Raw genomic sequence first — 20,549 nt, 5'->3', positions numbered from 1 at the left:
GGGCGAGAGACGACGCTGATGCAACTGCGCGGAATATTAGCCCCGGGCGAGTGTTTATTGGGCGATTTCCTTTGACCTCACGATTGGCAACCGCCAACGCGACCGCTCGCTTTCGTGAGGCGCGCGACGATTAGGTTCTGTTTGCGACGTCGTGGCGCTGAACAGCAGCTCCAGCAATTGATACGAATCAACGGAGTGGGGCTGCAAAGAGCAGAAAATTATCCGACGTGCAGAGGACGTTTCCACATGCCTCAGAAAGTCATTTGGATAACCAAGCTCGCAACCGGAATTGCATCGGCCCTGCTTTTGAGCGCAGGATCAGTACGCGCTATCGATGGACCGAGTTTCGACTGCAGTCATGGCGTGAACACCGCTCTAGCAGTGATATTATGCAGTAATTCAGATGCCGCCAGCGCGGACTGGAATATGAGTTCGGCATTTTGGGCAGCCTCGAAGAGCGTTCAAGACGAAAGTGAACAGAACGCATTCAACCAATCAATAAGCTGGCGATGCGGGCTTCCTCCGCAACCCTCGCAGCTTGATCGAGTTTACGGATTTCCACCGCCACCGATACAGCCGATCACTCAATCGCAAGTAAACTGCGTCATCAGCGCGTTCAACGCGCGCACAGCAATATTGAGGGCAAGGCTCAGCCGTGACGCTCTCCTCGAGTCAAAGCTTACCCCAGAACAGCACATCGAAATTCAACAAGCACTGATCATCAAAGGATTGCTGCGCAACCGCGTGCAGAAATACCGCGCGACTCCAGATGGCCAATTTGGTCCAAACACCCGGGCGGCAATCCGCGACTATCAACGAAGTATCGGCGCAAGTCCGACAGGTTACTTATCTGATCAGCAACGTGTATCTGTCCTTGAGAGTCCGGAACAGATAGAAGCTCGCGAAGCACGTGCTGCAGCCGAAGCCAAGGCTAAACAAGCGGCGATCGACGCTCAGAAGCTGGCTGAAGAGCTCGCAAGACGCGCGGAGGAACGGGCTAAACAAGAAGCAGAGGAGCGAGAAAGAAAGCGGCTGGAGGAGGACGCAGCAAGAGCCGCCGAGTGGCGACAACAAGTTGATGAGGCCCAAAGAAAGGGACCGGAGTACGCGGCCAAAGTGTCTGACGTGAAATGGACGTTGCGAGAACACATGAACCCTATGACTGAGGAGATGGAATACACGGTACTATCTAGACAAACCAATGGCACAGGTGCGGTCGCAAGCGTGGAGGGATTCTGCGATAGAGATCACGTGCCGTTCCAAGCGACGCTGGAAAACGACCGCGAACCAGCTGCCTCGCTCGGTTTCATCACCTCGCGTTTTGATAACGGCATCGTCGGCAAGAAGCGCATCAATGACGGTTCGGTCGAATCGATCAGTTTCCAAGCCGAGAAATGGAGAAATAGAATAACCGTTGCGCGGCTCGTTTTTGATCACGACGGTTTGGAAGCAGCGGAAACGACATGGCGAGTGCTGGCCGAAATCGAAACTTCGCGTGGCACGTTGTATATTAAGATTCCAATGTTCAACGAGAATATCCAGAAGCTGATTGCGAATTGTCAGCATCAGTACGAAGCTGAGAAGCAGCGGGGCGGACACCCCGACGCACCGATGTCGCAGCCAATGTAGAACATCCGAGAAGCTAAAAATGACCGCTGCTTGATCTCGCTCAATAGATGAGGGCAGGCACCTGGTGAGCACTTCCGGTTTAAGATATCGGGTCCCAAGGCCGCGGACCGACAGGTAGATTGCTGATGGCCCTACCTGCAGTTCGGGGGTGCATTTGCGCTTGCGGGGTCAGCCGCAGGGCGCGACCACATGCGGTAATTGCTCTGGTCTCCCGCTCCGCCATTGCTAAGAGCCGATCCAGCCGCTCAAGGCCACCGTCGACGCCAGTCCACTCAATTTCGAATCGTGCGATCTGCATTTCGAGCAACCGCGCGCGGCAGACATGACGACAGTACGCCACCAGGATGGGATGTGTAGCCCGAGCTAGCCAATCAGAGGGCAGTGAACCAACGACTTGACGCCAGACACTTCCCTGTGCATCCGACAACTCGGAAGGCGGTGTTGGAGGCGTGTGTGGCCCTGCGTCAATGACTACGCTTGACAATTCCGAGCACGATTTCCTGCCGCGTTGCCGCATAGTCCATTCTCAGGAATTCTGGACGATTTTGATTTTGATGCCATCGACCGGTCGGTCGTTAGACGGGGCGCAATAAAACGCATCGCCCCCCGGCCGATTTATTTGTCCCAACGCCAGTTTGAGAGGGGAATTCGCTGCCCGCGCCATTTGAGCGTCATGTCCTCACCGCGCCAAGTTGTTGATGGCTGCGTGTGGCTTGACTCACGGTCGAGCAACGCTCGCGCCTTTGCAGTAGCCACGCGTGATCTCGTGCGAGCGGATTCGGACGCAGCGAGGATCAGCCTTGCCCTTCGAGTGGCACGACGCGAGCGCGCGATCCGCTCGGCGAGCGTCGTCTCTCCGCCTTGCCGGTCCTCAATACTCATTGCGATGGTGTCTCCGTTGATCAGTATGATTGCCTCATCTTTATCCTTGCCTTCGCGCTGTGGCGGCAAGCAACGCGGTCTCGAACAGCTGCCGATCAGCGGATTTAAGCCGATCCCTCGACGACATCAGGTCGCCCGCAGCGAGGATGAGCCGCTTGAGTCTGGCATGATCCTCGTCGGACAAGTCACGCGCCGCGACCACTATAGAACCAAGGGCGCGGACCAGATGGTCTATTTCGTCCGTGGAATTAATGCTCGCGCCGTTGTTGCTCACGACAACATCGCGCGGCGCGACGCTGTCGACGATATCCGCAAGCTTACGCATCGTGCGTTTTCCCAAAGTGGTTGATTTTTCATTTGGGAGATCATACGCAACAAGAGGCCATTAGAGCGTGACGCGTCACCGTTTTTTTGCGATGGCCGACTTGACCAGGCTGGCGATGACGAGGCCGATCAAAGTGCGCCACGTGCGGTCATTGACCGGCACATCATCAGCGTTTTCGAGCGTCAAATCGGAAGCGAGTTTGTGGATCACAGATTCAGGAAGCGGAACTTGAAAATAGCTGAGTGGGTCGCGCCGATGTTGTTTCGCACGCTCGCGCAAGTGGCGCATACGGCTGCGTGTGAGAAGGCGCCGTCGCTCAGAACTAGTGGTGCGATGTGAACGCCTCATTGAGCGTGTCTCGCTTACGACCGAGGCTCTGGTGCCCTCGCTCCACGATATGTGGCTGGCTCGCGCGAGCCTCGTCGTCGCAGCTTATCACGATATGGGCCGTGGACCGCGCGCCTCGGTGCGGCACGAGAGGGGCCCTCGCGGGGTAGATTAGCGTGGCTTGCTATCGAGCGTGGCCGATCCGGTCACCAGTGACGTCGCGCCGAGCCCGTGGCAAGCCCGCTGATGCGTCGGCGCGAGCGCCGCTGTCTCAGGCCGGGCGATCTCCGGCGCCGCACCGGTTGGGCTGCGCTTCAACATGGCGGGTCCCCCAATCGCGGCCAGCCGATCCGCGCCCGCCGCGTTCGCAGGTCCTTGGCGCCGAGGCCGTGCAACACGATTACCGTCGTGCCGTCGACCGGATCAATCTTCCTGCATGGTCCGGCCGGGCGCGGCGGTGGCTCGTTGCGGCGGAAGCCGCGATACAGGCGGACGGTCTGGCCGCGCCGGATCGCCTCACGCTGCCGACGACTGATCTTGTGGCCTGCCATTCCTCTCACTCCTCGCTCGATGGTGCAAAACCCTCGTCGCCTTCCACCAGCTTTTCCAGATCACCCGCCCACACACATTGCGGATCGGCATCGCCATCGAACCGGACTAGCCATGATCGGTCCAGCGCATCCCACCACACCCAGCAGACATTCAGCTTATCCGGATGGGCGACGATGACGCCGGGGCCGTGCTGCCTGTGACGAACCCGATCGCCGACGGCCAGCGGAGCGCGCTTCGCCTCGAAATATTTTTGGCGCCGCTCTGCATCGGCGATCCTGGCCTCGGCCATGGCGATCTCCCGCAGCAATTCCTCGCGGGTCGTCTCGGCGCAGTTCTCCGCGTCCCAGCGTGCTTGCCATTTCGTCATCGCCGTATCGTAGGCCTGTTTCAGCTCGGCCGTGGAGGGTGCGAACGTCTGCGTGTTGCGCAGCTCGCGGGCGGCATCCTGCATGCTGAAGAAATGCGGCGCCCACTCGACCACATCCTCGATCATCTGCGGCACGAACACCTCAGGGTCCTTGACGCCATTCGGAAAGCTCGCGATCAAGATCGTGACGAACCGAGCGATGGCGGATTCGCGGACCTCGTCGTCGCTCCACCAATCGGCAGGCACGCGCTCATCGTGCATCCGTGCGAGATCACCATTCAGCAGCGCGGCGCGAACAGCTGACTGCTCGTATTCAACGATGCAGTTCCGCGCCAGCGCCAGCTCGTCCGGTGTTGGCAAGCGTTCCCCCTCGCGTCGCAGTTCGCCGAGCCGTTCGGCGACGTCCCACATTCGGCGAAAGTAGAAGTCCAGCGTGTCGAGTTTGTCGCCGAGCACCTTCAACTGTTTTGCGCTCGGCCATGGCGACGACGGTGCAGGCGGTGCGGCGGGCGGGATGACGGTCAGCTTCTTGCCCATCACCGCCCCCTCGCTTTGGCGTCGGCGTAGTAGGCGGTGCCGACCTCGGCGGCGGTGCGCTTGCGGCTGGTGCGTTGCACGGCGGTGGCGCCGGTCCCAGCGGGTGGAGCTGCCTGCCAGCCGCCTGCGAGCCACTTCACCGGGTTTGGCAGATACTGCGGCTCCCGCACCGCAGCCCATGCCCGAGCGCTGCCAAGGATCGCCTCGGCGCCGTGCTGGCCGACCGCCTTGGTGAATGCTTGGCGCACCTTCACCGGATCGTCCGAGTGGCCGCGCTGCCAGAGTTGTTGGAACTCGACCCACGCAACCCCTCCCTCTTCAGGCGGCGCGGCGCCAGCCGCGCGCCGCCGGGAGGCGTCCTCTCCCTCCCTAGAACCATCTAAGGATGGTTCTAAGGTTGAATCGGGTGAAGTGGGCTTCACCTTTTTCTGCGCTGGACTGCACCTTTTAGCGCGCTGGACTTCATCTTTTTCATCCTGAAAAGGTGAAGTCGACTGCACCTTTTCGTCGTCCTCATTCTCGATCAGCCGATAGGTATTCGACCTGCTGCGGCCGCGATGCCGCTCGACCTGCAGATGGCCACTCGCTTCCAGCCGGGTGATCAGATCGATCACGGCCCGCTCAGTGACACCGATCGCGGCGGCGAGCGTCGGCAGGCTAGGCCACGCCGTGCCCGTCTTCCGGTTGACAAACTGGCTGATCGTGAAAGCGAGCTTGAAAGCTGTCGGGTGCAGCGTGCGGTCGCCATGAACCTGTCGCAGCCACGCGAAGATGCGACCAGTGAAATCATCGTCGCTCATGAGCGTGCTCCTCGCCTGGGGAGAGGCTTGCGGTTACCGGCACCGAAAGCTTCATCCTCCGGCCAAAGCTCTTCGATGAGTCGATCGACGCGCCGCCGTTCCCTGCGCTTGGCTTCGACTCGCTCCCGTTCGGCCCGCAGTTCAGCCTCTTTGGCAGCACGGATCGCGGTGCGTGAGAAGACGCACGGCTGGCGACCGCATTTTGTCGAGCACAGCAGCTTTACCTTGTTGCGCTCATGCTTCATCCGTTCGGACGGATTTAGATAGACCTCGACCCCGCAAACCGCACACAAGCCCGTTCGGGTCCACCATGGGCCGCCCGGATAACTACCGCCAAGCGGCGCGCAGTCTCTGCACAGCCGCGCGGTGTATGATCCAGTGCGCAACGCTATCAATTCCGTCACCAGGTGCGGCCGGACACCCGGGTAATGACGTTTGCGAATACCTTCTGGTACGCACACCTTCCAACATTCTAGCGTGCCCGGCTGACTGCACATTCATGTGGCGCCGCTATCGCTCATTTCGTGCCGCCCTTGACGTACTTCGCCCATTTCCCCAGTGTCTCACGTTCGGACTCCTCCGCGACCCGCAAGATCGCTAGCTGCTCCTGATCGATATGCCGTTCAATGCAGTTGCGAACCAAGTCGCGGAGTGTCGCGGCCGGGATCGCGTCTAGCTCTACCGACTCGCGGTTGTTGAATTTCTTGGCGCGGGAGTCAGACATCTTGGTTGGACGGGTCGGAAGACGCCATTGCGCGACTTGTTCGCGAGTCACCGCCGGACATTCGAAATGAATTTCGGCGTTCGGAGCATAGCGCCGAAGTTTCGCTTCGATGTCGCGAGCCGCGTCGCGTCCGCTCGGGTCCAAATCGCCGAAGTGATAAATCCACGCAGGCTTGCCGTTCGCCTTGATGGCTTCTGCTGCACTATGCAGGAAGGTCAAGCTGGCATATCCGCGTGCGGTCATCAGCGGCACATCGTACTTGTCCGTCTCTTCCATGAGAACGCCAGCGAGGGCATCCTTCTCACACCACACTTCCACGTAAACAGGCATCGCGGCCCACAGATCACGACGATAGAATTTCGATGTGGCATTGAGGCAGGCATCAAGGCCGGTGAACGTTGTTGGCTTACGCATCCATCTTGTATTATCCGCGATCAGGGTGAACGGGATTTCTCCCTTTTCGCGCATGTCCACCAGCAGACGGATGACAGTCCTCTGGTATTCGATCTCCAGCTTTCTAATCAGGCCGCGAACGGTTAGAGCATAGAAGACTTGCCGCACTGTCTGGGGATTATCCTGCTCCAGGATTTGCCGGATGCCGTCTCGAATGCCGGTGACGATTGCCTTGGTCCGTCTGGACCGCTTTTTTATGTCGCTAGCTACATAAGCGGTTTGACGAGGCGAGACTTGCGCAGCCAGAGCGGCCGTCGTATTGGGACTTCCCATTGCATCCTCCTCGATGCTTTGCCGCAGTTGGCGCTGCGGATTGGTGGAGCGGAGGAGACTTGAACTCCCGAAGGTCGATCAGCTTGACAGGCAATGACCTTCGCGACCCTGCCCGCTCCATAAAAAGAGCAAGCCCCGGCTGAGAGGCCGGGGCTTTTTCATGCGATCTCACCGAGCATACGATCCAGCGCAGCGGTCGGAATAAGCAATCGCTTGCCGATTTTGATGACCGGCAGATCGCCGCGATGCACGGCTTCGTATGCTTGGTTTCGCCCAATCCGTAACCGCTTCGCGGCCTCGTCAATCGTCATAGTCGCAGTGGTCGGCGCTGCGACGGGCGTGGCACGCTTCTTTGCACTCTTGGCCATCTATCACGTCTCCTTTCTTCGGATCGTGAGAAATCATTCCGATTCCTTACACCTCCCCGACCGTGTTGACAAGTATTTCTCGCGATCATAAGAAAAGGGATGAAAAGGGAAATGAGATGACAAAGAAGGAAGAGAAGCGCCTTGGGCGACCGATCAAACCTGCGGCGAAGGGCACACGCGTCAGCCTTGGCCTCAAGGTGCGGCCGGAGGTGAAGAAAAAGATCGATGAAGCCGCCCAAAAGTCCGGCCGTACCCAGAGTCAGGAAGCGGAGGCGCTAATCGAGCATGCGCTAGCGCCGTACTTCATGCTCGAAGCCATGCGGGCGACGTTGGCCGAAATCGAGAAGGGCAACATCGAGGCGGCCTTTCGCAAGGCTGGGTACGTGAAAGTCCGAACGCGATACGGCGACGGTTGGCTGCCGCCGGGCTATCCGCTGCCGCGCAGTGGATTTATCGAGCAGGAGGATAAGTGATGGCAGGCAGCATCAAGCAACGTTCGGAAGGTTCGTTCTCGCTGATCATCGATCTGCCACGCGAGCGCGGCGAGAAGCGCAAACAAAAGTGGGTCACCTACAAGGGGACCAAGCGCGAGGCCGAGAAGGAATTGGCTCGGCTCATCACGGAGTTGGACGACGACAAATATGTGGAGGCCTCAAAGTTGACAGTCGGCCAATGGGTCGACCAGTGGATTGAGAGTGGCGCGCCAGGACGACGGCGGAAGAAGGTCAGTCAGCGGACGCTAGAGCGTTACGGGCAACTGCTCCGGACGCATGTCAAGCCAGCGCTCGGCCACCGATTACTACAGAAACTGCGTGCACCAGAGATCGACAGGCTCTATGCGAAGATGGCGGATGCGAAGGCAATTTCGCCGCGCACGCAGCATCATGTCCACACCGTTCTCGGGTCCTGTTTGGCGACGGCGCATCGCAAGGGACTCATCGCCGCCAATCCCATGCTGCGGGTCGAGCAAATCCCCGCGCCGGAGGCCTTTGACTTTGATCCCGATGACGATGAACGGATCGATGACATCGGCGAGGGTCTTACGGAAACCGAACTGGCAATACTGATTGCCGGGTTTAGGTCGTCGACCATCTACACTACCGTTGTGCTAGCAGCAGCCATCGGCGCTCGGCGCAATGAATTGCTGGCGCTGCGGTGGTCTGATCTCGACGTCGACAAGAAGACGCTGCGGATTGAGCGGGCTCTAGAGCACACGAAGAAATTCGGAATCCGGGTCAAGCCGCCGAAGACCAAGCGCGGGATCAGGACTGTCGATCTGGATGCCGCCGTGATTGCCATGCTACTCAAGGAGAAGGAGCGGCACCTGCGGCTCTATGCTGGCGTTCCTGACGGTGCCGAGGTTGATCTGTCCCTGATCCGGCTGCCCGCTGATGCGCTGATGTTTCCGGCTATCTCGGTGTCCTTCACTGCGCCGCGTCACCCACGCAACTTCTCGCGGGACTTCGCCGACCGCGCCGAAACCCTCGGATTCGGTAGGACGCGGTTTCACGACCTGCGGGGCGTCCACAGCACCGCCCTGCTTGACGCAGGCATTCCGGTGCATACCGTGGCCCAGCGGATCGGCGACGATCCCGCCATCCTGTTGCGGGCCTACACCAAACGAAAGCGGCTGAAGAAGGCCGACGAGAAGCTGTCGGACGCTATCGCGGGCTTGACCGCCGGATTTCTCAAGGTTGGTTGAATCGGGCGCCCGCCCCCTGTTAGCAAACCGGTTAGCAAATCCGGGGCAGCGCCGTGAAAAGCTAAGCTAAGTCATTGATTTTACTGGCAGGAGTGGCAGGGCTCGAACCTGCGACCCCCGGTTTTGGAGACCGGTGCTCTACCAATTGAGCTACACTCCTGCAGGGAACCTGCGTCGCCGCCGGTTCGCGCCGTTTCAAGCACAGGGCATGGCCGGATTGCAAGGGCGAAGCGGTGAAGCTTCTGTTCATTGCAAAACTTCTGCGCCAGACTTCGGCCATCACTCCAAGATCACCCCACGTCGGCGCTCCGCCGCAAGAATCAAGAACCCGGGAGAGACCATGAACGCCCAGACTGCCACCAAGCACGCCGCCAGCCAAACCACCCCGTCCCTCCCCCTCGCCAAACCCGAATCGATCGGACTGTCGAGCGCGCGGCTGCAGGCGCTGTCCGACACCTTCAAGCGCGAGGTCGACAAGGGAACCGCACCCGGCTTCACGGTGCTGGTGGCGCGGCGCGGCCAGATCGGCTGGTTCGATGCGATCGGGCGGCAAAGCCCGGCGGCGTCGGCGCCGATGACGCATGACACGATCTTCCGCATCTTCTCGATGACCAAGCCGATCGTCTCGGTTGGCATCATGATGCTACTGGAGGACGGCCACTTCCTGCTCAACGACCCCGTCGCGAAATTCATCCCCGAATTCGCCAAGACCAAGGTCGGCGTCGAGCACAACGGCAAGCTCGAGCTGGTCCCCGTCCAGCGGCAGATGACGATCCAGGACCTGCTGCGCCACACCTCCGGCCTGACCTACGACCACACCGGCAATGGCCCGGTGCAGCAGCTCTACCAGCAGTCGCGGCTGCGCAGCCGCAAGATCACCAATGCCGAGCACGCCACCATGCTCGCCGGCATGCCGCTGATCTGCCAGCCCGGCGCCGAGTGGAACTACAGCCGCTCCACCGACATCCTAGGCCGCATCATCGAAGTCGTCAGCGGCCAGACGCTCGGCGCGTTCCTCACCGAGCGCATCCTCTCACCGCTGCAAATGAACGAGACCGCCTTCCACACCCCGGAGGCCAATGCCGGACGGCTTGCCGAGGCCTTTGCCAACGATCCCTGGACCAACGAGAAGGTGCAGCTGTTCAACATGCTGGAGAAGCCGGCGATGGAATCCGGCGGCGGCGGACTGGTGTCGACCACGATGGACTATGCGCGTTTCGCGCAGATGCTGCTGGGCGGCGGCTCGCTCGACGGTGTCAGGATCATCGGCCGCAAGACGCTCGAATTCATGGCCTCCGACCACCTCGGCGCCGGCGTCAAGGTCCAGGGCACGCTGGTGTCGCCCGGCCACAGCTTCGGCCTCGGCTTTGCCGTGCGCATGCAGCAGGGCATCGCCCCGTTCTCCGGCTCGGTCGGCCAGTACTTCTGGAGTGGCATGGCCGGGACGTTCTTCTGGATCGATCCGCGCGAAGAGCTGATCGCGGTCTTCATGATGCAGGGCCCGGGCCAGCGCGAATATACCCGCTCGCTGGTACGCAACGGCGTCTACGCGGCGGTCGAGTGAAGTCATTGCGGCTCGAGATCCCCGATGCGCAATTGCGCATCGGGGGTTCGCGCTGACGCGCGCCCCGGGGATGACGCTTCGCGTCAGCTGATCGTCGCGCCGCCGTCGATCACGATGGTCTGGCCGGTCATGAAGTCGCCGGCGCGCGAGCCCATCAACACGGCGGCGCCGGCGATCTCGTCAGGCACGCCGATGCGCAGCAGCGGCGAGCGCGCGGTCGAGGCCTTCAGCGTGTCCGGATTGTCCCACAGCGCCTTGGCGAAGTCGGTCTTGATCAGGCCAGGTGCGATGCAGTTCACGCGGATATTGTGCTTGCCATATTCGCAGGCGAGGTTGCGCGCGAGCTGCATGTCGGCGGCCTTCGAGATCGCGTAGGCGCCGAGCACGGTCGAGCCCTTGAGGCCGCCGATCGAGGACACGATGATGATGGAGCCGTCCTTGCGCTCGATCATCTGCGGCACCACCATCGAGATCAGCCAGTTGTTGGCGACGATGTTGTTGTCGAGGATCTTGCGGAACTGATCGTCGGAGATGCCGGCAAGCGGACCGTAATACGGGTTCGACGCCGCGTTGCAGACCAGCACGTCGATCTTGCCGAAGGCGCGATTGCTCTCGTCGACCAGATTTTGCAGGTTTTCCTTCGACGAGATGTTGGCGGCGATCGCGACCGCGGTGCCCTTGCCGAACTTGCCGTTGATGTCGCCCGCGACCTGCTCGCAGACATCGGCCTTGCGCGAGGAGATCACGACCTTGGCGCCGTGCTCGGCCATGCGCTCGGCAATGGCGAGCCCGATGCCGCGCGTCGAGCCGGTGATGACGGCGACTTTTCCCTTCATGTCGAACAAGGTCATGTTTCTCTCCCTGATGTAAGGCGTTTGAATTCTGAGTTCAGCTTAGGCAGCGTTCCGGAGTTGCGATAGCGGAAATCACGCAAGCTTGCTCGCCGGCCGGACTTCAGGTCCGGACGGCTGATGCATCGCGGCGTGGCGCGGATCGGCGATCCAGGGTTGCTGGTTCACCATCGGCAGCCGCCAGGTCGACAGGCCGATGCCTGCGATGTGATCGAGCCGCGTCACCGAAACGTTGTCGATGTCGAACGACAGGCCCCGGTCCGGCTGGCCGCCGAGCGCAAGACCGACCGCGGCCCGGATCACGCCGCCATGGCCGACCGCAATGATGTTCTTGCCCGGCTCCGCAGCCGTGATCCGCACGATCGTGCGGCAGACCCGCGTATAGAGATCCATGAAGCTCTCGCCGCCGGGCGCGGGCTCGTTGACGTCGGCAAACCAGCTTCTGCCGGGTGGCTGGCGCGCGAGCAGTGCCGCCCGGTTCATGCCCTGCCACTGGCCGAGATGCTGTTCGGCGAAGTCGCGTTCCTGCGTCATGTTGGCCGGTTTCGGAAAACCTGCGGCCCAGATCGCTTCCGCGGTCTTGTGCGTGCGCTTCAGATTGCTCGAATACCAGACCGCATCGCGCGGCAGCATCTTGGCGACCGCCTCGAACACTTCGATGTCGCCGGTGTCGCAGTCGATATCCTCTTGTCCGTAGATGTTGCCGCCGTCGCTGCGCACCGGCGCGTGGCGAACCCACCACCACCGCGTCACCGTCACGTTAGGCTTGTCTGGATTGGACATCGGATGAGCCCTTCAATACTGTCCCCCGTCGCTGTACGTCACGCCGCACATCGTCTCAAGTGCTTCGGACGTTTGAAATTTTGTTTGAATTCCGTCGCGCGGCAGACGCGCCACGGACCATGTAAACAGGGAGAAAAACCATGGGCCGCCTCGAAGGCAAATCCGTCATCATCACCGGCGCTGGAAGCGGCATCGGCCGCGCCGCCTCGCTGCTGTTCACCAAGGAAGGCGCCAAGCTGATCGCGGTCGATCGCACCGAGGGCGTCAACGAGACCGCCAAGCTGGTGCGCGATGCCGGCGGCACGGTCGAAGCCGTCACCGCCGATGCCGGCTCGGAGAGCGACGTGAAGGCCTTCATCGACAAGGCGGTTTCGAAATACGGCAAGCTCGATGGGATCTGGGCCAATGCAGGCGTCAGCGGCGGCCTCGTGCCGCTCGCCGACCAGACCGTGGAACACTGGCAGGAAGTGCTGCGCATCAATCTGATCGGACCGTTCCTCGCGATCAAGCATTCGATCCCGCACATGACCAAGCAGGGCTCCGGTTCGATCATCTGCACCGCCTCGGTCGCAGGCCTGAAGGCCGGCGCCAGCGGACATCCCTATGGCGCGAGCAAGGCCGGCGTGATCAGCCTGGTGCAGACCACCGCCTACTCGCTCTCCGGCACCGGCGTGCGCATCAACGCGGTCTGCCCGGGCCTGATCGAGACCGGCATGACCAAGCCGGTGTTCGATCGCGCCAAGGAGCGCGGCACCCAGGACAAGATCGGCCAGCTCAATCCGCTAAAGCGCCCCGGCCAGCCGCACGAACTCGCCGCGATGGGATTGTTCCTGGCGAGCGACGAGGCGTCCTACGTCAACGGCCAGGCCATCCCGGTCGACGGCGGCCTCACCGCGTCGATGCCGTATACGGGCAAGCCGATCTAGCAACGGCATTCTCCGTTCGCGGCGCGAGTCTGCATGGTGCGATGACGGCGCCACATCCACCACCGTCGTCCCGGCCGCCCGGATGACTCCACATTCACGACCGTCGTCCCGGCGAAAGCCCATAGGCGCTAAGATAGTTTGATCATTGCCTGATAGCGGCGCTTGCGTCTGGGGGGCTCGCGCAGATGTCGCCGGAGAGCACGGCTTGCTCTGCGCAGACAAGCGATCGTGGGTTGGGGAATGACGGCTTGGAGCAATGAGGCGATGAGCTGACGTAGCAGGCGCCATGCGGAAGGTCTGGTCAGGCGGCTTCGTCCAAGCGGGGAGAGTCCTCGAGTTCGTCGACCAGCGGCTCGAGCAGTAGAGTGATCAGCAGGTGAGCGAGGATATGGGGTTTAGCGGACCGCTGGTCAGTTCCGGGAGGTCCCTTCAAGCCAATCAAGCTCTTCAGCCGCTTGAAGCCGAGCTCAATCCGCCATCGCAACCGGTAGAGGGCAATGACGTCAGCAGCCGTGAAGTCCTCGCCCTTGAGCGAGGTCGCCAGGATTACCCAATCTGCGGCCTCAAGCGTTTGCCTGGAGAGTTGATGGCCTCCCTTCTGGGCTGTCCTGCGTGCCTTGCGTCGCGCCTCCGCGGCCGCATGCGCCGGCTTTTTGACCGCGACCAAGCGCACAGCAAGCGGTTGCGCACCGGACTTGCGCTCTATCCAGATCGGTCGATCGATCATGCCGCCTGCCAAGGCCTTGCGCAGCTCTGCGATGAGATCGACAAGGTTGCCGTTGCGATCCAGCCAACGCGCGCTCTTCCAGCCCGCGCGGATCACGAAGTCCGCGCCGGCATCGACCAGATGCGCCTTGCGCTCTGGTTGCAGGTAGGCACGGTCGGCAAGACGGATCTCGCCGGCAGTCACGGGTATCCGATCCAGTGTCTCGCCTGCGCCCTCATCGGTCAGCTCGAAGTGCCCAAAGCGCTCTTGCGGAAGATCGAACGCACTGTGGATACGCCACACTGCGTTGTTTTGCCTGCCCTCGGTTCCGGCTTTGGGGACCGTCGTGGCGTCAACGATGCGGATCAGCCGACCGCGGCTTGCCTTCGGCGCACCACTCGCAAGTGCCTGACCTATCAGTTGCGCCAGCCAATCTCCGGACTGACGCAAGCGATACAACAGAGCCACGTTGGAGATGTCGACAAGGCCCACCGACGTCGCCCACGCCGCCGTCAGCCGCAAACCCCGCGTGCCCAGACAATACGCAAGGATCAGCCGCAGCAAATCAACCGCATTGGTGATCTCGCGCGGACGAACAAACGCCTTCGTCTCGCGCGCGCCAACCTCCAGAGCCTTAGCCCCACCAAGCCGAGCAACAACACGCGCCCAGTCTTCGTTCACAAGCGATTCGTGTCTCATCCCTTCTTGGAATCACATACAAATTCAACGCGCAAATCCTATTTTAGCGCCTATGGGCGAAAGCCGGGACGACACCAAATATGCTGCGCGGCTTGTGAGTGAAACTTCCGCATTCTTGCGACATGTTCTGTCCGAGCTTTGCTCTTCGTTCCGCCCGCTCCCTTGAAGAGGGCGCAGGGAAAGCCGGGCGACGGAAGCGGAGCCGCAATAACGTCCCGCAGCGGCCCTAATATTGCTTGGCCCCGGCAGGCAAACCAGCTGTTATACTTTGCTGGCAGGATCGCCGGTACATCAGCAATTCCTCGCACACTCCCTCGCACACGAACAGGCAATGCAACATCAACGCCCCGACCGTATCCGCAAGCTATTGGCCGACCTCGTCGCGTTCGACACCATCAGCGACCGCAGCAACCTGCCCCTGATCGACTACATCGAGCGCTACCTCGCCTCGCTTGGCGTCAGCGGACAGCGCATCGTCGATGACACCGGACGGAAATCCTCGTTGTGGGTCACGATCGGCCCCGAGGACAAGGCCGGGCTGGTTCTGTCGGGGCACACCGGATGTCGTGCCGGTTGCGGGACAGGACTGGAGCCACAACCCGTTCGAGCTCGTCGAGCGTGACGGGCGGCTGTACGGCCGCGGCACCACCGACATGAAAGGCTTTGTCGCGGTCTGTCTCGCGATGGTTCCGGAAATGCTCGCGGCCGATCTGAAGACGCCGATCAATCTTGCGATCTCCTATGACGAGGAGATCGGTTGCGTCGGCGTGCGCCCTATGCTGCGCGACGTCGCACGCAAGCCGATCAGGCCGCTCGGCTGCTTCGTCGGCGAGCCGACCCAGATGCAGGTGATCATCGGCCACAAGGGCAAGCACGGCGTGCGCGCCACGTTCCGCGGGCTCGCCCGCCACTCCTCGATCGCGCCTGATGGCGTCAACGCCATCGAATACGCGGCCGACCTGATCACCGAAATCCGCCGCCGCGCCGCGCTGCTGGCCGCGGATGCCGAGCGAGACAGCCTCTACGACGTCCCGCACTCGACCCTGCTCACCAGCATCGTGCATGGCGGCGCCGCGCTAAACATCGTGCCTGACAGTTGCGTGGTGGAATTCGAATGCCGCGGCATCGGCATCACCGAGTCCCGGCAGGTGACGGACGCGATCATCGCCTGGGCCAAGGCCGAGATCGAGCCTGCCATGCGCAAGCGGCATCCGGAGTGCGGCGTCGATTTCGAGGAAATCCTCGACTACCCCGCACTCGACACCGCAGCGGACGCGCCCATCGTCACGCTCGCCAAGCAGCTCGCCGGCCGCAACGACCACGCCAAGGTCGCGTTCGGCACCGAGGCGAGCCTGTTCGTCAGCATGGCCAATGTGCCGTCGGTGGTGGTCGGCCCCGGCTCGATCGCGCAGGCGCACACGCCGGACGAGTTCGTCGAGATGTCGCAGCTCGCGGCTTGCGGAGAGTTCGTCGCGCGGCTGATCGCGCATTGCGCGAAGTGATGCGGTCATGCGTAGGGCGTGAAACAGGAACCCGGGACCATGTCGACCGAAAAGCAACGTCAGCAAGGCGGAACCGCGGAAACCTTCCGCGTGGCCGTGCAGGCGCTGATCATCGCGCTGGTGATCCGCACCTTCCTGTTCCAGTCCTTCAACATCCCGTCGGAGTCGATGGAATCGACGTTGCTGGTCGGCGACTACCTGTTTCTCTCGAAATACAGCTACGGCTACACGCACTACTCCCTGCCCTTCTCGCCGCCGCTGTTCTCCGGCCGCATCTTCGGCTCCGAACCCAGGCCGGGCGACGTCGTGGTGTTCCGGCTGCCGAGCGACGACTCCGTTGATTTCATCAAGCGCGTGATCGGCCTGCCCGGCGATCGCATTCAAATGATCGACGGGCAGCTGTACATCAACGGCACCGCGGTGAAGCGCGAGCGGGTCGACGACTATGTCGATCGCGACGAGGGGCCGCGCCCGGTCCGCGTCAAGCGCTGGCGCGAGACCCTGCCGAACGGGGTCAGCTACGACACGCTCGATCGCATCGAGCGTTCCGAATACGACAACACGCCGGTCTATGTGGTGCCGCCCGGGCATTTCTTCGCGATGGGTGACAACCGCGACAACTCGGCCGACAGCCGCGTGCCGCCCGCGCGTGGCGGCGTCGGCTACGTGCCGTTCGAGAACCTGATCGGGCAAGCCAAGGTGATCTTCTTCTCGATCGGCAACGAAGCGCCGGCATGGCAGGTGTGGCGCTGGCCGTCCTCGGTGCGCTGGGACCGGCTGTTCACCGGCATTCACTGATGTTCAGAGCGCAGGCCGGGTTAGGCCTTCACAGCATCATAACCCGTCCGGCGGCAGGCCGGGCCCCGTCGCGGCCGGGCGGAGCTTGTCGCGCTTGCGCTCGCGGTAGAAGGCGTAGAGGCCCGAGGCGACGATGATCGCAGCGCCGGTGAGCATCTGAACGTCCGGCTGGTGGCCGAAGGCGAGATAGCCGAGCAGCATCGCCCACAGCAATGCGGAGTAACGGAACGGCGCCACCGCCGAGATGTCGCCCGTGCGCAGCGACACGATGATGCATTGATAGCCGATCAGGATCAGCACCGCGGCAAATACCAGCAGGCCGAGGGCGTGGCCCGACGGCGCCTTCCAGCCGCCAAGCGGCACCAGGACGGCAGCGCCGGCCGTCGTCACCGTCATGGTGGTGAGCAGCGTGATGAACACGGTCGGCAGCGCTTTCGGGATGCGGCGGGTGGCGAGATCGCGCACCGCGCAGAAGCCGACCGACCCCAGCGCCAGAAGCGAGGCCTGGCTGAAGCCCTCCGCCCCCGGCCGCACGATGACCAGCACGCCGATGAAGCCGGCGGCGATCGCAAGCCAGCGCCGCCAGCCGACCGGCTCGCCGAACACCAGCGCCGCGCCCAGCGTGATGACGAGCGGCAGCGCCTGGAAGATCGCCGAGGCATTGGCGAGCGGGATCTGCGAAATCGCCGAGAGATAGGTCAGCGTGCCGCCGATCTCGCCCAGCACGCGCAATCCGACCGGCCAGATCAGCAGCGCGCCAAAACTGCGGAGCGCGTCGCGGTACCAGGCGAGTGCCGCGACCAGCACCATCGCGACCAGACCGCGGACCAGCAGGATCTCCCCGATGTTGAGCTCCGCCGACACCGCCTTGGTGATGGCGTCGTTGGCCGTGAAGCTGGCCATGGCGGCCGCCATGAACAGGCTGCCGCGAAGATTCGAGGAAAGGGCCAAGGTGAAAATGTCCGATCAGGACCAGGGCGCGCGTTGACCGGACTGACTTGCCAAAGCGGCGCAGCGAACTCAAGTCACAGATGGCTACAATGCGGAAACATGCCGCAGCTCGCAGAAGCGGTTGCCCTTTGCCCCCTCGCCCCGCTCTTGCGGGGAGAGAGAGTTGGGGTGAGGGGCTGTCTCCGCGCAATCGGCAACAGACGATTTGCGGAATTCCCCCTCACCCGGATCGCATCTTCGATGCGATCCGACCTCTCCCCGCAAGCGGGGCGAGGTTAAGAAAAAAGCGGCGCGAGCCCTGAGGATCGCGCCGCGTTTCTCGGATCAGGTTGCGCCGGCCTTCTGCGCGTATTCCCAGGACGCCTGCGACAGCGGCACGGTGCGCTTGGCCGACTCGAGGGCCTTGGCATTCGCGGCGGTGCCGTCGCGAACCCGGCCCGCAATGCCCTGCGTGATGCCGGCGAGGCGGAACAGGTTGTAGGAGAAGTACCAGTTCAGATCCGGCACAGCCATGCCGGTGACGTCGCAGTAGATCTGCGCGGCCTCGTCCTGGCTCGGAATGTTCAACGCCTTGAGGTCGGCATTGGCGAGGCCCGGCATGGTCCACTGCATCAACAGATAGGTGAAGTCGGCCATGGGATCGCCGAGCGTCGACAATTCCCAGTCGAGCACCGCCTGCACTCGCGGCTCGGTGGCGTGGAAGATCATGTTGTCGAGGCGATAGTCGCCGTGCACGACCGAGACGCGCTTCTGCTCTGGCACCGTCCTCGGCAGCCACTCCGCGAGCTTCTCGAATTCGGGAATGTGCTGCGTCTCGGAGGCGCGATACTGCTTGGTCCAGCGGTCGACCTGGCGCGCAAAATAATTGCCGGGCTTGCCGAAATCGCCGAGGCCGATCTTTTCGGGATCGAGCATGTGCAGCTTCGCCAGCGTCTCGATCTTGCTGGTGAAGATCTTGCGGCGCGCGTCGGGCTCCTGGCTCGGCAGCGTCGGATCCCAGAACACCCGCCCCTCCTCCATCGACATGACGTAGAAGGCCGAGCCGATCACCGCATCGTCGGTGCACAGCGCGTAGGCTTTCGCGACCGGGAAATTCTGCTTGCCGAGCGCCGCGATGACGCGGAACTCGCGATCCACCGCATGGGCCGACGGCAACAACTTACCGAACGGCCGACGGCGCATCACGTAATTGCGGCCGGGGGTCTCTAACTTGTAGGTCGGGTTGGACTGGCCACCCTTGAACTGCAGGACCTTGAGCGGGCCCTGATAGCCCTCGACGTGTTCCTGCATCCAGGCCGCGAGGTTCGCCTCGTTGATACGATGGCGCTCCTCGACTTCCCTTGTGCCGGAAAATTCTTCGTCTTTCCTGACGCCGTCCGCCACGATGACGCTCCCTCAATTCAGTTTTTTCGGGAGCGCCGTCGGACGCTCCTTCAATCAGGCTGGCACGCCAGCCTGATTTCTCTTTTTCATTCTGAGCACGATGTCAGCGCCAACGCCATGCGTTCCGCGTCATGCTCAGTGCGACGTGTTTGCATACTTCCGAAGTTCAAGTCTGGCAATGGCGCGATTGTGCACCTCGTCCGGACCGTCCGCCAGGCGAAGCGTGCGGATGTGGGCATAGGCCTTCGCGAGCCCGGCCTCGTCGGAGACGCCGCCGCCGCCATAGGCCTGGATCGCCTGGTCGATGATCTTCAGCGCCATGTTCGGAGCTGCGACCTTGATCATCGCGATCTCGGCCTGCGCGGTCTTGTTGCCGACCTTGTCCATCATGTCGGCGGCCTTGAGGCACAACAGACGGTTCATCTCGATATCGGTGCGGGCCTCGCCGATGCGCTGCTCCCAGACCGAGTGCTCGATGATCTTCTTGCCGAACGCGGTGCGCGAGGCGAGCCGCTTCACCATCTTCTCCAGCGCTTCCTCGGCTTGGCCGATGGTGCGCATGCAGTGATGGATGCGGCCCGGGCCGAGACGGCCCTGCGCGATCTCGAAGCCGCGACCTTCGCCGAGCAGGATGTTTTCCTTCGGCACGCGGACGTTTTCGAGCAGCACCTGGGCGTGGCCATGCGGCGCGTCGTCGAAGCCGAACACCGGCAGCATCTTCTCGACCTTAATGCCGGGGGTGTCGAGCGGCACCAGGATCTGCGACTGCTGCTGATGCTTGGCGGCGTTGAAGTCGGTCTTGCCCATCAGGATCGCGACCTTGCAACGGGGATCGCCGACGCCCGACGACCACCATTTGCGGCCGTTGATGACGTAGTGATCGCCGTCCTTCTCGATGCGGGTCTCGATGTTGGTGGCGTCAGAGGACGCAACCGCCGGCTCGGTCATCAGGAAGGCGGAACGGATCTCGCCGTCCATCAGCGGGCGCAGCCATTTGCGCTTCTGCTCCTTGGTGCCGTAGCGGATGAACACTTCCATGTTGCCGGTATCGGGGGCTGAGCAATTGAACACTTCCGAGGCCCAGGAGATGCGGCCCATCTCTTCCGACAGCAGCGCGTATTCGAGGTTGCTCAATCCCGCGCCGTGGAATTCGTCATCCTCGTGCGAGGACGGCGGCATGAACATGTTCCAGAGGCCCTCGGCCTTCGCCTTCTTCTTCAGATCCTCAAGGATCGGGATCACCTTCCAGCGCGGGCCTTCGGCGTCCTGCTTGTCGTAGATCGGCACGGCAGGGCGGACATGCGTTTTCATGAAAGCCTGAACGCGCTCAAGCCATTCCTTCTGCCTGGCCGACATCGTGAAATCCATGGGACGCTCCTCGTTTCCTAGACTTGGGCTTTGGACATGGGCCGCGGACCTCGGCCTTGAACTCGGGCCTTGGCCTCTT

19 protein-coding genes, 2 tRNA genes and 1 pseudogene are annotated in these 20,549 nt (G+C 62.2%); 7 read left to right on the top strand and 15 right to left on the bottom strand.

Translation table 11 applies throughout. From position 1 onward, the window contains the following. Positions 1 to 246 precede the first annotated feature (246 nt). Complete coding sequence (locus tag ACVW1C_RS36980) at positions 247 to 1,629, top strand: peptidoglycan-binding protein (protein ID WP_456762469.1); 1,383 nt, start codon at positions 247 to 249, stop codon at positions 1,627 to 1,629. 922 nt (positions 1,630 to 2,551) lie between these two features. On the opposite strand, the gene ACVW1C_RS36975 is transcribed toward ACVW1C_RS36980, so the two are convergent. The 8 genes from ACVW1C_RS36975 to ACVW1C_RS36940 form a co-directional block, all read right to left on the bottom strand. Continuing rightward, positions 2,552 to 2,836, bottom strand: coding sequence for a hypothetical protein (locus tag ACVW1C_RS36975; protein WP_456762468.1), 285 nt, complete (start codon positions 2,834 to 2,836; stop codon positions 2,552 to 2,554). A gap of 75 nt (positions 2,837 to 2,911) precedes the next feature. Beyond that, entirely contained in the window at positions 2,912 to 3,115 is a 204-nt protein-coding gene (locus tag ACVW1C_RS36970) for a hypothetical protein (RefSeq protein WP_456762467.1), read from the bottom strand. 362 nt (positions 3,116 to 3,477) lie between these two features. Further along, a complete protein-coding gene (locus ACVW1C_RS36965; protein ID WP_456762466.1) occupies positions 3,478 to 3,714 on the bottom strand; it encodes a hypothetical protein in 237 nt (78 codons plus the stop codon). A 5-nt stretch (positions 3,715 to 3,719) separates the two neighbouring features. Further along, positions 3,720 to 4,619: a hypothetical protein gene (locus tag ACVW1C_RS36960; protein WP_456762465.1), complete on the bottom strand. Its 900-nt coding sequence runs from the start codon at positions 4,617 to 4,619 to the stop codon at positions 3,720 to 3,722. Further along, positions 4,619 to 5,419 carry a helix-turn-helix domain-containing protein gene (locus ACVW1C_RS36955; protein ID WP_456762464.1) on the bottom strand — a complete coding sequence of 267 codons (801 nt, stop codon included), beginning with the start codon at positions 5,417 to 5,419 and terminating at the stop codon, positions 4,619 to 4,621. Before ACVW1C_RS36955 ends, ACVW1C_RS36960 begins: the two co-directional genes overlap by 1 nt. A 517-nt stretch (positions 5,420 to 5,936) precedes the next feature. Continuing rightward, a complete protein-coding gene (locus ACVW1C_RS36950) occupies positions 5,937 to 6,869 on the bottom strand; it encodes a hypothetical protein (protein ID WP_456762463.1) in 933 nt (310 codons plus the stop codon). Between the two features lie 41 nt (positions 6,870 to 6,910). Beyond that, positions 6,911 to 6,988 (bottom strand) — tRNA-Asp (locus tag ACVW1C_RS36945). Positions 6,989 to 7,027: 39 nt separating this feature from the next. Further along, complete coding sequence (locus ACVW1C_RS36940) at positions 7,028 to 7,237, bottom strand: helix-turn-helix domain-containing protein (protein ID WP_456762462.1); 210 nt, start codon at positions 7,235 to 7,237, stop codon at positions 7,028 to 7,030. A 116-nt stretch (positions 7,238 to 7,353) separates the two neighbouring features. On the opposite strand from ACVW1C_RS36940, the gene ACVW1C_RS36935 reads away from it, so the two are divergent. Further along, complete coding sequence (locus tag ACVW1C_RS36935) at positions 7,354 to 7,710, top strand: hypothetical protein (protein ID WP_456762461.1); 357 nt, start codon at positions 7,354 to 7,356, stop codon at positions 7,708 to 7,710. Continuing rightward, entirely contained in the window at positions 7,710 to 8,939 is a 1,230-nt protein-coding gene (locus ACVW1C_RS36930; protein ID WP_456762460.1) for a tyrosine-type recombinase/integrase, read from the top strand. The genes ACVW1C_RS36935 and ACVW1C_RS36930 overlap by 1 nt, the downstream gene beginning before the upstream one ends. Positions 8,940 to 9,023: 84 nt before the next feature. Here the strand turns inward: ACVW1C_RS36930 and ACVW1C_RS36925 are convergent. Then, a tRNA-Trp gene (locus ACVW1C_RS36925) sits at positions 9,024 to 9,099 on the bottom strand. Between the two features lie 180 nt (positions 9,100 to 9,279). Between ACVW1C_RS36925 and ACVW1C_RS36920 the strand changes: the two genes are divergently transcribed. Beyond that, positions 9,280 to 10,503, top strand: coding sequence for a serine hydrolase domain-containing protein (locus ACVW1C_RS36920; protein ID WP_456762459.1), 1,224 nt, complete (start codon positions 9,280 to 9,282; stop codon positions 10,501 to 10,503). 83 nt (positions 10,504 to 10,586) lie between these two features. Here the strand turns inward: ACVW1C_RS36920 and ACVW1C_RS36915 are convergent, their stop codons facing one another. Next, the gene (locus ACVW1C_RS36915) at positions 10,587 to 11,354 is read right to left on the bottom strand and encodes an SDR family NAD(P)-dependent oxidoreductase (protein ID WP_456762458.1); all 768 of its coding nucleotides are present in this window, start codon (positions 11,352 to 11,354) and stop codon (positions 10,587 to 10,589) included. A gap of 75 nt (positions 11,355 to 11,429) precedes the next feature. Next, positions 11,430 to 12,137, bottom strand: a complete 708-nt coding sequence (locus ACVW1C_RS36910) for a histidine phosphatase family protein (RefSeq protein ID WP_173637173.1) — start codon at positions 12,135 to 12,137, stop codon at positions 11,430 to 11,432. A gap of 140 nt (positions 12,138 to 12,277) precedes the next feature. Here ACVW1C_RS36910 and ACVW1C_RS36905 point away from each other — a divergent pair, with 140 nt between their 5' ends. Further along, positions 12,278 to 13,063, top strand: a complete 786-nt coding sequence (locus tag ACVW1C_RS36905) for an SDR family NAD(P)-dependent oxidoreductase (protein WP_456762457.1) — start codon at positions 12,278 to 12,280, stop codon at positions 13,061 to 13,063. A 301-nt stretch (positions 13,064 to 13,364) separates the two neighbouring features. Here ACVW1C_RS36905 and ACVW1C_RS36900 read toward each other — a convergent pair whose 3' ends face one another. Further along, the gene (locus tag ACVW1C_RS36900) at positions 13,365 to 14,450 is read right to left on the bottom strand and encodes an IS4 family transposase (protein WP_456762456.1); all 1,086 of its coding nucleotides are present in this window, start codon (positions 14,448 to 14,450) and stop codon (positions 13,365 to 13,367) included. A 349-nt stretch (positions 14,451 to 14,799) separates the two neighbouring features. Here ACVW1C_RS36900 and argE point away from each other — a divergent pair. After that, positions 14,800 to 15,970 (top strand): annotated as a pseudogene (argE, locus tag ACVW1C_RS36895) (acetylornithine deacetylase). 39 nt (positions 15,971 to 16,009) lie between these two features. Next, positions 16,010 to 16,768: a signal peptidase I gene (gene lepB / locus ACVW1C_RS36890; protein WP_456762455.1), complete on the top strand. Its 759-nt coding sequence runs from the start codon at positions 16,010 to 16,012 to the stop codon at positions 16,766 to 16,768. Positions 16,769 to 16,804: 36 nt separating this feature from the next. Here lepB and ACVW1C_RS36885 read toward each other — a convergent pair whose 3' ends face one another. The 3 genes from ACVW1C_RS36885 to ACVW1C_RS36875 all read right to left on the bottom strand — a co-directional run bounded on the left by ACVW1C_RS36885 (position 16,805) and on the right by ACVW1C_RS36875 (position 20,470). Further along, entirely contained in the window at positions 16,805 to 17,719 is a 915-nt protein-coding gene (locus ACVW1C_RS36885) for a DMT family transporter (protein WP_456762454.1), read from the bottom strand. Positions 17,720 to 18,043: 324 nt separating this feature from the next. Beyond that, complete coding sequence (locus tag ACVW1C_RS36880; protein WP_456762453.1) at positions 18,044 to 19,102, bottom strand: phosphotransferase family protein; 1,059 nt, start codon at positions 19,100 to 19,102, stop codon at positions 18,044 to 18,046. 135 nt (positions 19,103 to 19,237) lie between these two features. Continuing rightward, complete coding sequence (locus tag ACVW1C_RS36875; protein WP_456762452.1) at positions 19,238 to 20,470, bottom strand: acyl-CoA dehydrogenase family protein; 1,233 nt, start codon at positions 20,468 to 20,470, stop codon at positions 19,238 to 19,240. Positions 20,471 to 20,549: the final 79 nt, after the last annotated feature.

It is taken from the genome of Bradyrhizobium sp. USDA 4011 (assembly GCF_054063415.1).
The sequence above is the reverse complement of the archived record's forward strand: the minus strand, read 5'-3'. Positions and strand labels throughout refer to the sequence as shown.